At 39.3% G+C, this 15545-nt stretch carries 14 protein-coding genes and 1 pseudogene; 7 read left to right on the top strand and 8 right to left on the bottom strand.

Going from position 1 to position 15545, the window contains the following annotated elements; genetic code table 11:
- Positions 1 to 93: 93 nt before the first annotated feature.
- Entirely contained in the window at positions 94 to 1290 is a 1197-nt protein-coding gene (locus O7C57_RS10785; protein WP_269723127.1) for an anthrax toxin-like adenylyl cyclase domain-containing protein, read from the bottom strand.
- Between the two features lie 273 nt (positions 1291 to 1563).
- Here O7C57_RS10785 and O7C57_RS10790 point away from each other — a divergent pair, with 273 nt between their 5' ends.
- Complete coding sequence (locus tag O7C57_RS10790) at positions 1564 to 2721, top strand: iron-containing alcohol dehydrogenase (protein WP_269723128.1); 1158 nt, start codon at positions 1564 to 1566, stop codon at positions 2719 to 2721.
- A gap of 49 nt (positions 2722 to 2770) precedes the next feature.
- Entirely contained in the window at positions 2771 to 3610 is an 840-nt protein-coding gene (gene yghU / locus O7C57_RS10795; RefSeq protein WP_269723129.1) for a glutathione-dependent disulfide-bond oxidoreductase, read from the top strand.
- Positions 3611 to 3670: 60 nt separating this feature from the next.
- Here the strand turns inward: yghU and O7C57_RS10800 are convergent, their stop codons facing one another.
- Positions 3671 to 5092, bottom strand: coding sequence for an MFS transporter (locus O7C57_RS10800; protein WP_249998747.1), 1422 nt, complete (start codon positions 5090 to 5092; stop codon positions 3671 to 3673).
- A gap of 97 nt (positions 5093 to 5189) precedes the next feature.
- On the opposite strand from O7C57_RS10800, the gene O7C57_RS10805 reads away from it, so the two are divergent.
- Both O7C57_RS10805 and ydeE read left to right on the top strand, forming a co-directional pair.
- A complete protein-coding gene (locus tag O7C57_RS10805) occupies positions 5190 to 5975 on the top strand; it encodes a helix-turn-helix transcriptional regulator (protein ID WP_269723130.1) in 786 nt (261 codons plus the stop codon).
- Between the two features lie 303 nt (positions 5976 to 6278).
- A pseudogene (gene ydeE / locus O7C57_RS10810) lies at positions 6279 to 7469 on the top strand (efflux MFS transporter YdeE).
- A gap of 38 nt (positions 7470 to 7507) precedes the next feature.
- Here the strand turns inward: ydeE and O7C57_RS10815 are convergent.
- Both O7C57_RS10815 and O7C57_RS10820 read right to left on the bottom strand, forming a co-directional pair.
- On the bottom strand, positions 7508 to 8662 hold the full coding sequence (locus O7C57_RS10815; RefSeq protein WP_269723131.1) for an MFS transporter: 1155 nt from the start codon (positions 8660 to 8662) through the stop codon (positions 7508 to 7510).
- A gap of 269 nt (positions 8663 to 8931) precedes the next feature.
- Positions 8932 to 9429 carry an aminotransferase class I/II-fold pyridoxal phosphate-dependent enzyme gene (locus tag O7C57_RS10820; protein ID WP_269723132.1) on the bottom strand — a complete coding sequence of 166 codons (498 nt, stop codon included), beginning with the start codon at positions 9427 to 9429 and terminating at the stop codon, positions 8932 to 8934.
- A gap of 21 nt (positions 9430 to 9450) precedes the next feature.
- On the opposite strand from O7C57_RS10820, the gene O7C57_RS10825 reads away from it, so the two are divergent.
- Both O7C57_RS10825 and O7C57_RS10830 read left to right on the top strand, forming a co-directional pair.
- Complete coding sequence (locus tag O7C57_RS10825) at positions 9451 to 9789, top strand: MFS transporter (protein WP_269723133.1); 339 nt, start codon at positions 9451 to 9453, stop codon at positions 9787 to 9789.
- Between the two features lie 3 nt (positions 9790 to 9792).
- Positions 9793 to 10284 (top strand): hypothetical protein, encoded by a 492-nt coding sequence (locus tag O7C57_RS10830; protein WP_269723134.1) that lies wholly within the window; start codon positions 9793 to 9795, stop codon positions 10282 to 10284.
- Positions 10285 to 10322: 38 nt separating this feature from the next.
- Here O7C57_RS10830 and O7C57_RS10835 read toward each other — a convergent pair whose 3' ends face one another.
- On the bottom strand, positions 10323 to 11477 hold the full coding sequence (locus O7C57_RS10835) for an MFS transporter (protein WP_269723131.1): 1155 nt from the start codon (positions 11475 to 11477) through the stop codon (positions 10323 to 10325).
- Between the two features lie 269 nt (positions 11478 to 11746).
- The gene (locus O7C57_RS10840) at positions 11747 to 13153 is read right to left on the bottom strand and encodes a PLP-dependent aminotransferase family protein (RefSeq protein WP_163861734.1); all 1407 of its coding nucleotides are present in this window, start codon (positions 13151 to 13153) and stop codon (positions 11747 to 11749) included.
- Between the two features lie 151 nt (positions 13154 to 13304).
- On the opposite strand from O7C57_RS10840, the gene O7C57_RS21635 reads away from it, so the two are divergent.
- The gene (locus O7C57_RS21635) at positions 13305 to 13466 is read left to right on the top strand and encodes a hypothetical protein (protein WP_195848625.1); all 162 of its coding nucleotides are present in this window, start codon (positions 13305 to 13307) and stop codon (positions 13464 to 13466) included.
- Between the two features lie 131 nt (positions 13467 to 13597).
- On the opposite strand, the gene O7C57_RS10850 is transcribed toward O7C57_RS21635, so the two are convergent.
- Positions 13598 to 14254 carry a Crp/Fnr family transcriptional regulator gene (locus O7C57_RS10850; RefSeq protein WP_154623555.1) on the bottom strand — a complete coding sequence of 219 codons (657 nt, stop codon included), beginning with the start codon at positions 14252 to 14254 and terminating at the stop codon, positions 13598 to 13600.
- Positions 14255 to 14272: 18 nt separating this feature from the next.
- Positions 14273 to 15541, bottom strand: coding sequence for a NupC/NupG family nucleoside CNT transporter (locus O7C57_RS10855; RefSeq protein WP_154623556.1), 1269 nt, complete (start codon positions 15539 to 15541; stop codon positions 14273 to 14275).
- Between the last annotated feature and the right edge of the window lie 4 nt (positions 15542 to 15545).

Below are 15545 nucleotides of genomic sequence, written 5' to 3' on the forward strand. Positions count from 1 at the left end.
TCCTAACCGTTTGTCAAAAAAATTTGTGTTATGTGAGTAAATATATGATGTAAATGTCTCTAAGGTATTGTTTAAACATATCTAAATTCATATTTAAAAATGAGTAATTTTTGATTTTAAATTAACCATAGAGAGTCTACGTTTAGCGTATTCAAAGCTTGGACGTCTGACTGAGGGTAATTCATTTTTCCACAAAGGATTAATGTTAATGTGGTAACCCTCTTCTTTGGCTATTGTTATCAATTCCGCCAATTCCTCTTTATTGGCGATAATGCATAACTCATCAAAATGCCCTATCTTTTTAGGTAAAGCAAAAGTGGCGGGAAAATTTGCCTCTAATTCAGTCATTGGATTCGTCGCATCTGCACTATGATGGACCACTTTTTCGGCCTCTCCCACCAGCGCTTTATTGATCAACGAGATCATTTCCTTTGCCCGTGGTGAGGCATTACCTACCTCACGATCTTCATTCTGATAAAAATGAGTTTCATCCATGTAACCTTGTCTCAGGTTTGAGTCTTTAGGTAAATTTTGATATGTTTCAATACGTTGTTTATATATTGAATGTGCGACATCAGGGACGGGTACCCTATCTTGAGAACCAAAATATCGCATATGTGGGCCAATCAATAACAGATCATAATCAGCAGTAATAGGAACAAAGTTTTGAACAGAAGCCAACACTTCAAGTGTTTTTCCTTCAAAATAAATACGGTATTTCTGCTGTTGTGGCAGCCATTTAGCTGCAAATTGATAATTGCGTCGACTCGGTCCTTCAGCAGTAAAGTGCCTAATACCTTGTGAGTTTTCGAAACTAAGCTGATGAATCGCCCCCAACTGTAATAAGGTTTGTAACCGCTCCTCCGTTATTTCAAGCGGTACCGGTATAGAATGTCCTTTTTCAATACAATCACGTACAAAAACGTTATATTTATCAATTTGTTGTTCTGATTTATTCTCTAATTTGCTAAAACGTTGGTCGACACAAATTAACCCTGCCTGTGCCCCCCATGAAGCACTTTTACCTTTAATATGAAAGCCCTTTGTTGGATTACCGGCAGCAATCAGCTGTGTTGCAAAACGATCAACAGGGCGGATACCAATAATACAATCTTGTTCCTTTGCAACTTGATGTAATGGAGATAAATGGCTCGATACTATACCTGTATTCCGGCTAACCTCTTCTACGAGTCGTTCTATACTATGAATGCATTTCTGTTCTGTAGAAGGGGTTAAGTTTTCATGATATTCATTACTAATCTTGTGGTGATATTTATGTATTGGGATCATAAGCCTTCCTTAGCTGATCAGGTAAATTTCCTCACCTTGTATCAAAATCCCTCTCCGTTCGCTTGCACAAAGCGACTTCTTGATATTGATATAAAAAATAAATAGTTACATGTATTTATGACAAATAACACCTTGCGATAATACATAATCTAATTATGTCTGTATAATGTGTTAAGCTAGTTAATACATTAATAATTTTTAATGTTTTTGCCTTTTTCCCAGTTGTTCAAGGCAAAAAAATATCCCTGTTCCATGCTGAAATAAGGTCTATCTATGAAAAATTTCGAATTTTATAACCCAACACGTATTGTCTTTGGTGAAGGTAAAATCGCTGAATTGAATAGATTGGTGCCAAAAGAAGCCAAAGTTTTGATCCTTTTTGGCGGCGAAAGCGCTCGTAAAACAGGCACATTAGATGGGGTTGAAAAAGCATTAGGTAACCGTCAAATTGGCCTATTTGGTGGTATTGAAGCCAATCCGCGCTATGAAACCTTAATCAAAGCCGTCGATAAAATTCATCAAGAAGGCTATGACTATTTATTAGCTGTCGGTGGTGGCTCAGTCATTGATGGAACTAAATTTGTCGCTGCTGCTGCAAATTTTTCTGGCGATAGTTGGGACATTCTCACTAGCGGCGGTGAAAAAGTGAATACCGCGTTGCCTTTTGGTACTGTGTTAACACTGCCGGCAACAGGTTCAGAAATGAATAAAAACGCTGTAATTACCCGTGAAGCAACACATTCTAAACGTGCTTTTATGCATGATACTGTGTATCCACAGTTTTCTATTTTAGATCCCGTAAAGACATTTACTCTCCCCCCACGCCAAATCAGTAATGGTGTCATTGATGCTTTTGTTCACGTGATGGAACAGTATTTAACCTATCCAGCGAATGCGCCTGTACAAGATGTTTTCGCTGAAGGCTTATTAAAAACACTGATTGATATCGGCCCTAAAGCCTTAGCTAACCCACATGATTACGATACGCGTGCGAGTTTAATGTGGACTGCAACTTTAGCATTAAATGGTCTTATCGGTGTTGGCGTGCCACAAGATTGGTCAACACATATGTTAGGACATGAAATTACTGCATTATATGGGTTAGATCACGCGCAAACTCTTGCGATTGTATTACCGTCTATGTTGCTCGAAAAACGCCCGCAAAAACAGGCTAAACTTGTGCAATATGCACAACAAGTCTGGGGTATTCATGAAGGCTCTGAAGAACAACAGGCTATTCGTGCCATTGAACTCACTCGAGAGTTTTTTGAACGAATGAATGTGAAAACGCGCTTCAGCGATTACAATTTGAATCAAGATGTCATTGAACCTTTAGTAGAAAGTTTGATCAAAAATGGCATGACCGCGCTGGGTGAGCATCATGACATTACACCTGAAATCAGCCGCCGTATTTATATTGCGTCTTTATAAATAACTCGGTACTTACTCAATGTAGCAAGCTAACGAATTGGAGATAAAAATGAATAATTCAACCTATACCCCTCCTAAAGTTTGGAAATGGGAAAAAGGTAACGGTGGTAAATTTGCGAATATTAATCGCCCTGTATCAGGTGCAACACATGAAAAAGCCCTGCCTATTGGGAAGCACCCTCTACAACTTTACTCGTTAGGGACTCCTAACGGGCAAAAAGTGACTATTATGCTGGAAGAGTTACTGGAGCTAGGGATTAAAGAAGCAGAATATGATGCTTGGTTGATTAATATCAGTGAAGGCGATCAATTCAGCTCAGGATTTGTAGAAATCAATCCAAACTCGAAAATTCCAGCGCTCGTCGATCGAAGTGGTGAGCAACCGATACGAATATTTGAGTCTGGCTCAATATTGACTTATCTTGCTGAAAAATTTTCTGTATTTTTACCCACAACACAGCCTGAACGGGCGGAAACCTTATCTTGGCTATTTTGGCAAATGGGTTCGGCTCCTTTTCTGGGCGGCGGTTTCGGGCATTTTTATGCGTATGCGCCAGAAAAATTCGAATATCCGATCAATCGATTTGCAATGGAAGCTAAGCGCCAACTTGATGTACTCGACCAACGTTTAGCCAATAATCAATATATTGCAGGTAATCATTACTCCATCGCGGATATTGCGATTTGGCCATGGTACGGAGCATTAGTTAAAGGCTGGCAATACGATGCGGGTGAATTTTTGAGTGTTCATGAATATAAACACCTACTTCGCTGGGCTGATGAAATCTATGCCCGTCCAGCAGTACAACGTGGACGCCGTGTTAACTGTCTGCAAGGTGATCCTGCTCAACAAGTTCGTGAACGCCACGATGCCAGTGATCTACTGTAATTCCGTTAATTCATTATGATGCATTAAGCCTTATACTATTTGTATAAGGCTTTTTATTTTTTACGGATGCTTTGGAAGCTCTTTCATTGTCGCTTTGCCGATAATCTTTAATAATAAAACCGCCGCACAGACCGCCATTAAAAAGTTAAACACTAATCCCAAACTAACCGCATTTTTAAGTTGTTCAAAGGGTAATTGGTATGAGAAATGAGTTAAGCCATATTGCATGATCACTGATACTGCTGTTGCGCCTATTGCGGCGCCAACTTGCTGTAATGTCGCCGTAAAACCAGAAGCTTGCCCTACCATTTGGGATGTTACTTTCGCAAGAACTAGGTTCAACATTGGCGTCATAATCATTCCTTGAGTAAAGCCTATAGCCAGCAGAATAGGACTCAGCCATACCACTGAATGATTTGATGAAAACCAATAGAGACCGGTCAGTAATAATATATAGCTCGCCCCATAAAATACGGCTCCCCAAAATACAATTCGCTCACCATAACGATTTATCCAATGGGGCGTGAGTAATGAAGAAATAACAAAACCAACACTGGCTGGAACAAAAACTAAGCCTGATAAAAAAGGCGTTAATCCGATTCCGTTCTGAAGTAACAAAGACAACATTAAAGGAAATGCGGATGAAGTCGCATAAACACTCATGACCACCCATAAACCAATAACAAAAGAGCGATGACGCAAAATACGCATACTTAACAATGGAGCTTTTTCCTGTTTTTCCATCCTCAGTTCATGACGAACAAACAACGTTAACATCAATACGCCACATAAAAACAGTAGTGAACTCACTGTTGACCAGCCCCACACGGGTAACATGAGAAACGGTAATAACCCACAACAAATACCCATGCTTGACAAGAAAACGCCACGCCAATCTAAATCAACTCGACTTTTTTCTCCTTCCTGTAAGAATCGAGATAAGGCAATAGCAAGAATACCTATCGGCACATTAACAAGAAAAATAGTTCGCCAATTGAGTTCAAATAGATTTAATGTGATTAACCAACCACCAAACGCCTGCCCTGCAATGGCCGCTAATCCCAAACTCATTCCTAAATAACCGAAGGCTTTTTTAGCCTGAGATTCATTAAAATTTAATCGAATACTGGCATATACTTGAGGGAAAAGTAATGCGGCAGACAACCCCTGCAAGAAGCGAGCGATAACTAATAATGTCGCTGTCGGCGCAAGTGCACAAAATAAAGATGTGATCGTAAAAAATGCCATGCCAGTGCGGTATAAGGACTTTTTACCATAAATATCACCTAAGCGCCCGCCAGTAATTAGCAATAGACCAAAGGCCAATTCATAACCGACAATGATTAATGTTAGTTCGGTTAAATTAGCATTCAATGACTGTTGAATACTAACTATGGCAACATTCACCACAAATAAATCAAAAATTGTTACAAACCCTGCCAATAATAAGACAAAGAGTGCGATACGTTGCTGCTGATTCATAATCTTCTCATTCAGATGACTAAAGAATGAGGACTATAAATAGAAAATTATCATGGTACAATTTAACCATTTATACTATTACTAAAGACAATAGGCTATGAAAGAAAAACAACGTCACCGACCTGAACTTGCTGATTTTTTAAGGCAAAAACGTGAAAGTCTTTCTCCTGAATCGGTTGGCTTACCGAGAACCTCTCGGCGTCGAACACCAGGATTACGCCGTGAAGAAGTCGCGGCACTGGCAGGTGTTGGGCTTACATGGTATACATGGCTTGAACAAGGCCGTGATATTGGTGTATCCACACAATTTCTCGATAATTTATCAGCAGCTCTGCATTTAAATAGCGCAGAGCGCCAGCATCTTTATTTGTTAACCCATAATCGGGAACCTATCGCAACCGCCAAGACCGAGCACCATGTTCCCTCTGCTATTTCTCGACTGATCGCTGATTTCCCTGAAAATTATTTATGTTATGTACTCAATCTTCATTGGGATGTACTGGCTTATAACCCTCGCGCAGACGATTATTTCCATTTCTCTGAGGCGGAACCTTATTATTGTAATTTCCTATATTTATTATTTATGGATCAACGTTATCAGGAACTGTTCGCAAATTGGCCGTTAGTGGCACAGCAATTACTGGCAAGCTTCCGCCGTGATTATGCTCGCACTAAAAATGATCCTAATATCAAAAAGCTCATTAAAATATTAACAGAACAATCCACATTATTTAGCCAGCTTTGGAATAAACACGAAATATACCAGCCATGCACAGGAGTGCGGGAGCTGGTCTATCAAGGGAAAATAGCCGATTATGATTATTCTTCCCTAACTTTTGACATTGAAAAAAGTAACCGCCTATTAGTCTATATCCCTAAATAAGCTAATATGCTGAGGGGTGAAGATATTTTCACCCTTGTCATCTTTGTTTTAATAGCTTACCGATTAATACCATCCAGCCAATATAAAAGTAGTAGTGTATTACACTATAAATATGATGTTATTCCCCCTATACCCTATTTTAAAAATCCGAATACGAGATAGGTATAAGGGAATATTTTGTTTTTATCTTTTTTAGCGATTGTTGCTGCTCCCCCATTCCCTGTCATCACAAAATTCGGTAATTTATAACGTTAACAGTCAGTGCTACAACTCAATAACAATTATAACGCTAGGTCGTGAGTCATGTTGTCTAAATCAAATATTTCAAATAGCGCTTTACTCTGCTCTTCACTGCTATTAACCATTGGACGTGGTGCAACATTGCCCTTTATGGCAATTTACCTAACACGCGAATATCAAATGGCGATTGATATCGTTGGTGTTGCGATGTCTTTAGCGCTGACTGTCGGTGTCTTATTCAGCATGGGTTTTGGTATTTTGGCCGATAAAGTTGATAAAAAACGTTGTATGCTCCTTGCTGTTATCGCCTTTATTTGCGGTTTTATTGCTATCCCATTATCTAATCATGCTGTATTAGTGGTTATTTTCTTTTCGCTCATTAACTGCTCTTATTCTGTTTTTTCGACAGTATTAAAAGGTTATTTTTCAGATACACTCTCCCTTTCCGTTAAAGCGAAAGTATTTTCACTTAATTATACTTTTTTAAATATTGGTTGGACAATTGGGCCACCACTTGGAACATGGTTATTGATGTATAATATCAATTTACCTTTCTGGTTGGCTGCTATCTCTGCTTCTGTTCCTATTTTCTTTATCCAACGTTATGTACAGAGTGTAAAACCTGTTTCTCATCACGATGAAACAAAACACCTTTGGAACCCCGCAGCAATGCTGCATGACAGAGCGCTTGCGTGGTTTATTCTATCGACTTTTCTCGGTTCTCTCGTGTTTGGTTCTTTTACAACGTGGATGTCATAATATGTGATTACTGTTGCAAACAGTGAGTTTGCACAAGCCGTTATTGGCGTTGTACTCCCTGTGAATGCCGTCGTGGTTGTCACCTTACAATATATGGTAGGCAAACGCCTCACGCCTGATAACCTTAAACGTTACATGACGATAGGGACTATCTTCTTTGTCGCTGGTTTAGCCACATTTATGGAAGCGGGTGAAAACTTGTACTTATGGGCGTTAGGTTCATTTATTTTTACGTTGGGAGAACTTATTTATGCACCAGGTGAATACATGCTTATCGATAACATTGCTCCGGAAGGCATGAAATCAAGCTATTTTTCTGCTCAAGCACTGGGTTTACTCGGTGGTGCATTTAACCCCATGATCACAGGGATTGTCCTCACTGAATTACCGCCTAAAGCTATTTTTATCATCTTGATGATCTTCACTGTTCTTGCTTGGATGAGTATGCTCAGAGGCATGAGTGTGAGACAACATCGTCTATTACAAACACAGTAATAATCGTTGGTGAAGCGATAACCACTTCACCAATTACCTTACGCTTCAGGACGTTTAGCATCAAATCCACAAATCATTATTGAAATGACTAATACAAGAATACTCATCGCTCCCATGGTTAGTATTCCATAGTTCATCAATAACCATGACAATAAGGGTAACATTGAAAATAGCACTATATTATTCAAGCTTTCCGATACTGCTAGCACTTGCCCTTTATTTTCACCACTTCGAGTCGCGATTATTGTTGTACTGAGTGGTGCAGCCATTCCCAGAAAATTGCCCCAAATCACTAAGCATAGTGTATGAGCAATTAATGGAAAATAGGCAAAAATAAACGTAGCCACTGCAATCGCCATCATTGAAATCACGAGTAATAACCGTTGACTATCATTCAATAATAAATTGTTCAATTTACCGACAAGCAAATTACCTATAAATAAACCAGCACCAAACGCGCTGATAACAAGACCAATCAATGCACTATCTATTGCAAATTTATGTCGTAATATTTCCCCTGATAATAAAAAAATACTGACGGCCGTACCATTCCATAATGCTTTTGCACCAATAAAATGGGTAATTTTAGTATTACGTAGCCACTGAAAACTGCCCTGTGTTTTCAAAGTATGAATTTGTTTTGAAGAAGGAAGTATTTTACATGCACAAAACCAAACGATCAGACTTCCGAGCGTCGTCATGATAAATGGTGCATACCATGTTAAATATTCTGTTAACACACCGGCTAACGCTGGGCCCGTAACAATTCCCACTGTCATACCAATCATTGCCGTTCCCATCGCAGAGGACTGCTGGCGAGAAGGAAAGATATCCGCAATTAAGGAAAAAATAGTTGGCACAATCGCTGCTGATGCTAAGCCACCACAAATACGAAACAGCAGAGCTATCGTGAAGTTTGGAGAAGCAATAATGGCTAGACTATCTATTGCAAATAGAAACATAGCAACTAACAGTAATTTTCGTCGCTCAACTCTGTCAGAAAAATAACCTAATACTGGCGCACTAACCGCATAAGTCAGCGCATAAGCTGAAATTAGCCAAGATGCTTGTGCGCTAGTAACGGAAAACACCTCCGCTAGCGGCGTTAGCGTCGCCGATAACATAAATTCTGTTGTGCCGACTAAATAAACAGCGGCTGCAAAAACTAATAATAAATAACGGTTCGATTGCATAGGATTCTCTTGCGTAAATAAAAACACCCCGTTCTCTGCTGACGTTCAGTCACAGATATAAGCAAAAATGATTAAATGTAGAGTTAAAAAAAGACGTTAATAGTGATAATGAAAGACTTTGACGCGATATCAAAAAGCGAGGTGTTCAGAAATAAAGGGAAATGACGATATAGAATTTGGGAGAGGTTATGAGTCTATCGAAGACAACATTTAGCGTCAAATAAAATAATTGCACCCCATCACGACCAAGGCGCAATCTCATGGTTACACTATAAGCTGGCTAATTTTAATGTCTCACCTAATATCTTTAACCCATTACGGCGTCTCGGAATCAATGGTAATGCATAGTTAATTCGTAAATGATGAGTAAAACATCCTGCCGATGAAAAATGTTCTCCTGTAAGCACGATCACTTTATTTCGGTTTAAGACATCCATTAATTTACGGTTATCGACAGGTGGATGCTCAATCCATAAAGAAAATCCACCTTGTGGTCGAGAAATCCGCGTCATCGGTGGAAAATAGCTTTCCACTAACTCACGATACTGGCTTTGTAACGCCTCGTAATGTTGTCGCATAGAGCGTAAATGCGGAAAATAGTGCCCTTCACGCAAAAAATTAGCGACCACTTGTTGCATAAATATTTCCCCCGAGCAATGAGATAAATATTTTAAATGCATGACTTTTTCTTTGTATTTACCCGGTATAACCCACCCCGTACGGACCCCTGGGGCAATGGTTTTAGAAAACGAGCTACAAAGGATCACCCGACCTTCACTATCGAATGATTGTTTTCAGATACACTCTCCCTTTCCGTTAAAGCGAAAGTATTTTCACTTAATTATACTTTTTTAAATATTGGTTGGACAATTGGGCCACCACTTGGAACATGGTTATTGATGTATAATATCAATTTACCTTTCTGGTTGGCTGCTATCTCTGCTTCTGTTCCTATTTTCTTTATCCAACGTTATGTACAGAGTGTAAAACCTGTTTCTCATCACGATGAAACAAAACACCTTTGGAACCCCGCAGCAATGCTGCATGACAGAGCGCTTGCGTGGTTTATTCTATCGACTTTTCTCGGTTCTCTCGTGTTTGGTTCTTTTACAACGTGGATGTCATAATATGTGATTACTGTTGCAAACAGTGAGTTTGCACAAGCCGTTATTGGCGTTGTACTCCCTGTGAATGCCGTCGTGGTTGTCACCTTACAATATATGGTAGGCAAACGCCTCACGCCTGATAACCTTAAACGTTACATGACGATAGGGACTATCTTCTTTGTCGCTGGTTTAGCCACATTTATGGAAGCGGGTGAAAACTTGTACTTATGGGCGTTAGGTTCATTTATTTTTACGTTGGGAGAACTTATTTATGCACCAGGTGAATACATGCTTATCGATAACATTGCTCCGGAAGGCATGAAATCAAGCTATTTTTCTGCTCAAGCACTGGGTTTACTCGGTGGTGCATTTAACCCCATGATCACAGGGATTGTCCTCACTGAATTACCGCCTAAAGCTATTTTTATCATCTTGATGATCTTCACTGTTCTTGCTTGGATGAGTATGCTCAGAGGCATGAGTGTGAGACAACATCGTCTATTACAAACACAGTAATAATCGTTGGTGAAGCGATAACCACTTCACCAATTACCTTACGCTTCAGGACGTTTAGCATCAAATCCACAAATCATTATTGAAATGACTAATACAAGAATACTCATCGCTCCCATGGTTAGTATTCCATAGTTCATCAATAACCATGACAATAAGGGTAACATTGAAAATAGCACTATATTATTCAAGCTTTCCGATACTGCTAGCACTTGCCCTTTATTTTCACCACTTCGAGTCGCGATTATTGTTGTACTGAGTGGTGCAGCCATTCCCAGAAAATTGCCCCAAATCACTAAGCATAGTGTATGAGCAATTAATGGAAAATAGGCAAAAATAAACGTAGCCACTGCAATCGCCATCATTGAAATCACGAGTAATAACCGTTGACTATCATTCAATAATAAATTGTTCAATTTACCGACAAGCAAATTACCTATAAATAAACCAGCACCAAACGCGCTGATAACAAGACCAATCAATGCACTATCTATTGCAAATTTATGTCGTAATATTTCCCCTGATAATAAAAAAATACTGACGGCCGTACCATTCCATAATGCTTTTGCACCAATAAAATGGGTAATTTTAGTATTACGTAGCCACTGAAAACTGCCCTGTGTTTTCAAAGTATGAATTTGTTTTGAAGAAGGAAGTATTTTACATGCACAAAACCAAACGATCAGACTTCCGAGCGTCGTCATGATAAATGGTGCATACCATGTTAAATATTCTGTTAACACACCGGCTAACGCTGGGCCCGTAACAATTCCCACTGTCATACCAATCATTGCCGTTCCCATCGCAGAGGACTGCTGGCGAGAAGGAAAGATATCCGCAATTAAGGAAAAAATAGTTGGCACAATCGCTGCTGATGCTAAGCCACCACAAATACGAAACAGCAGAGCTATCGTGAAGTTTGGAGAAGCAATAATGGCTAGACTATCTATTGCAAATAGAAACATAGCAACTAACAGTAATTTTCGTCGCTCAACTCTGTCAGAAAAATAACCTAATACTGGCGCACTAACCGCATAAGTCAGCGCATAAGCTGAAATTAGCCAAGATGCTTGTGCGCTAGTAACGGAAAACACCTCCGCTAGCGGCGTTAGCGTCGCCGATAACATAAATTCTGTTGTGCCGACTAAATAAACAGCGGCTGCAAAAACTAATAATAAATAACGGTTCGATTGCATAGGATTCTCTTGCGTAAATAAAAACACCCCGTTCTCTGCTGACGTTCAGTCACAGATATAAGCAAAAATGATTAAATGTAGAGTTAAAAAAAGACGTTAATAGTGATAATGAAAGACTTTGACGCGATATCAAAAAGCGAGGTGTTCAGAAATAAAGGGAAATGACGATATAGAATTTGGGAGAGGTTATGAGTCTATCGAAGACAACATTTAGCGTCAAATAAAATAATTGCACCCCATCACGACCAAGGCGCAATCTCATGGTTACACTATAAGCTGGCTAATTTTAATGTCTCACCTAATATCTTTAACCCATTACGGCGTCTCGGAATCAATGGTAATGCATAGTTAATTCGTAAATGATGAGTAAAACATCCTGCCGATGAAAAATGTTCTCCTGTAAGCACGATCACTTTATTTCGGTTTAAGACATCCATTAATTTACGGTTATCGACAGGTGGATGCTCAATCCATAAAGAAAATCCACCTTGTGGTCGAGAAATCCGCGTCATCGGTGGAAAATAGCTTTCCACTAACTCACGATACTGGCTTTGTAACGCCTCGTAATGTTGTCGCATAGAGCGTAAATGCGGAAAATAGTGCCCTTCACGCAAAAAATTAGCGACCACTTGTTGCATAAATATTTCCCCCGAGCAATGAGATAAATATTTTAAATGCATGACTTTTTCTTTGTATTTACCCGGTATAACCCACCCCGTACGGACCCCTGGGGCAATGGTTTTAGAAAACGAGCTACAAAGGATCACCCGACCTTCACTATCGAATGATTGTATTGTCGCTGGGCGTGGATATTCGTAAGCTAATCCAGCAAGCACATCATTTTCAATGATTGTCACACCATACTGATTTGCCAACGCCAATAGTTGTTGCTTATGTGTGTCAGGCATAGAACAGCCCATAGGATTATTGCAGGTGGGTGTGACGACAATAGCTTTCACAGGCCAATGATGAAAAGCCTCTTGTACCCTTTTCAGTTTAATCCCTGTTTGCGGGTCTGTTGGGATCTCAATAATTTTCCTGCCCAACCCATACAGAGTTTGTAATAACCCTGGAAAGGCGGGTGACTCAATCGCAATAACGTCATTACCTTGTGTACAAGCTTGAATAGATAATGATATTGATTGATGACCGCTAGTCGTCGTCACGATGTCATCTGGAGTGAATGACGGTTTATGAGTAGAAATACTGTGAATTTGCTCGCGTAAAGCGGGCAATCCTTGTAAACAATCATACTCTAATACTAAGCTATTTTTACGACGGCTGATCATGTTGATTTCTTGCCACAACGGTTCCAACGTTTTGCTTTCAATATTAGGTACCGCGCAAGATAGCGAAGTAACGTTATCACGTTCTTCTACACGCAAAAAATCAATAGTTGGGTTCCATTGAGCAATCTGAACTGGCTTTTGTATATAATTGACAGCCTTAGGCAATAGAGCTTCGTTTTTATTTGGGATGACAAAGTAACCTGATTTAGGGACCGCGTAAATCAACTGCATCTTTTCAAGTTCACGGTACGCAAGCTGAGCCGTGGTTAAACTCACCGCATGTTCACGCCCAATTTCCCTTACTGAAGGCAGCTTTTCACCACTCAAAAAATCCCCCCGATAAATTTTTTCTTGTAGTGTCTGCGCGATTTGCTTGTACAGTAACATCTTCCAGCCCTTTCACCGTTTCTCTATTGCGGTAATGTAATACAGATTTGTTCTTTTTTGATCTGTATTATGCAAAAAATAATATCTGTCACTTTTTTGACATTATTCCCTATGCCAATTTAAAAATAGACATACAGCATAGGAACGCAATATGGAATACGAACATAATAGAAATGGCAAACATTATCCTTCATTTATCTTAGTCACTGCGATTATCTGGATAGCCAAAAAATTATTTTATTTAATAAAGAAAATTTATCATTATTTTAAGAATCGCAAAAAATATGAAAAATATAAAGGTCAGAAAATATAAACTAAATAGATAAATAGTATTAGCATATAAAAGATAAACCAACTTATTGATATAATTTATTTTTAAACTAATCTGCATGCATGCTTATAATATTGACCATACAAAAATAGAAATTTAATTTAGTCTATAGATTAACGGGAGCTTAATAAAATTATTGGGCCTTCTTGTTGTATCACCCCCTGCTCCTTGAGTTTAAATAAAACTTTATCTAAATGACGGCGTGATGTACCTAAAATTGCAGCTAACGTTTCTCTTGGTAAACGAATTTGATGACTGGATAGTTGGGTTAAAATATACAGGAGATTCTTTTCAATAGAGTCAACGGCTGTCATTAGCCGTTGTTCTCCATTAATTAATGACCGTTTTGCTAATTGACGGTTTAAAAGAATGGATAAACGATGATCTTGAGATAGCCAGACTAAAAAGCTGTCAGAGGGAATGCGGATAACTCGCGCATCTGTTAATGCAATAACATCATAGCGATAGCCTGTTTGTTGACAAAGAGCTTCCATCTCACCAAGAAACTCCCCCTTATAACAGAAGGTAAGTGCAAGCTCTTTACCATTATCAGCAAGTTTATTCACGACAAACTCACCTTCAATAATAATGTAAGTGTATTTATTATCGGTGCCTTGATGGATTAACTTGTAACCTTCTTGCAGATGAATTGTACAAAACGTATTTTTGACGGAAGGTGGCGCATGACGAAATAACCAATCAACATCGGGCAGGAGTTCTTGTTCACTAAACTTGAGCCACAATTCGCGAAAAGGCGTTTCATCCATCATATATGCCACCTACCATTATTAACCTAAAATTAATCCAGCAATTGCGCCATTCATCAGGTTAGCTAATATTGCCGCACCGAAGGCTTTAAATGCGATACTGGTTAATTCGCCCCGACGTTCTGGACACATAGCACCAATTCCTCCTATCGCAATACCGATAGTGCCTATATTCGTAAAACCACACAAAGCAAATGAAAGAATGACTTGTGTTTTCACGCTTAAGGCTTCTCCGGTAGCTGGGAGAATTGAACCATCTAAATAAGGCTGTAGATTAGCATATGCAATAAATTCATTGAATAGTACTTTTTGCCCTAGCAGCTGTCCTGCAAACTGTGCTTCAGTCCAATCGACACCTAATAACCAAGCCACTGGTGAAAATAACCAACCAATCAGCTGAGTCAGCGAAATCTCATGGCCTGTAAAGCTCGTCGCCCACATCATTATGCCATCAAACATCGCGATAATTGCCAGTAACGCTAATAGCATACCTGCAATATTTAACGCCATACTGACACCAACACTAGCACCTTGAGTCACCGCATCAATACTATTGCGGTATTCTGACTTTTCCTCTTTCATCGAGTTAGCGCTCGTATGCTTATCACTGTTTTCCTTAGTTTCAGGATAAAACAGCTTCGCAAACAATAAACCAGCAGGTGCAGACATGAAAGATGCCGCTAATAAATATTCAATTTTTACACCATATTGCGCGTAACCTAATAGTACAGTGCCAGCAATTGATGCTATTCCTCCGACCAAAATGGTAAAAAACTCTGAGGAAGATAAATATTTCAAATAAGGACGGATCACCAGTGGCGCTTCTGTAACACCAAGAAAAATGTTTGCAGCGGATGACATCGATTCTGCACGTGATGTGCCTAATAAACGATGCAAAGCACCACCAATCAAAATGATCAGTTTTTGCATAATGCCAACATGGAACAACAATGCAGATAACGCAGATAAGAATACCAATACAGGTAATACTTTAAACACAAAGATAAACCCATCAGCGCCAAGCAAATCAAACATCTTGTCTGTTGCCAAGCCACCTAATAAAAACTGAGTCCCTATTTGTGTGTAGTCTAACAATGCAGTGACTTTATCAGCCATCCACATCATGACCTGTTTTCCAATAGGAAGATATAACATGCAAAATGCAAACGTAAATTGCATTAATAGTGCGATAGAAACGAGCCGTAGGCTAATCCTACGGCGGTTATTAGAACAAAGGTATGCAACCAACAGTATGACAGCAATACCTAAAAGGCTATTCAGTATCGACATTAGC

This window comes from Providencia sp. 21OH12SH02B-Prov (genome assembly GCF_027362595.1).
GTDB classification, from domain to species: domain Bacteria; phylum Pseudomonadota; class Gammaproteobacteria; order Enterobacterales; family Enterobacteriaceae; genus Providencia; species Providencia zhejiangensis.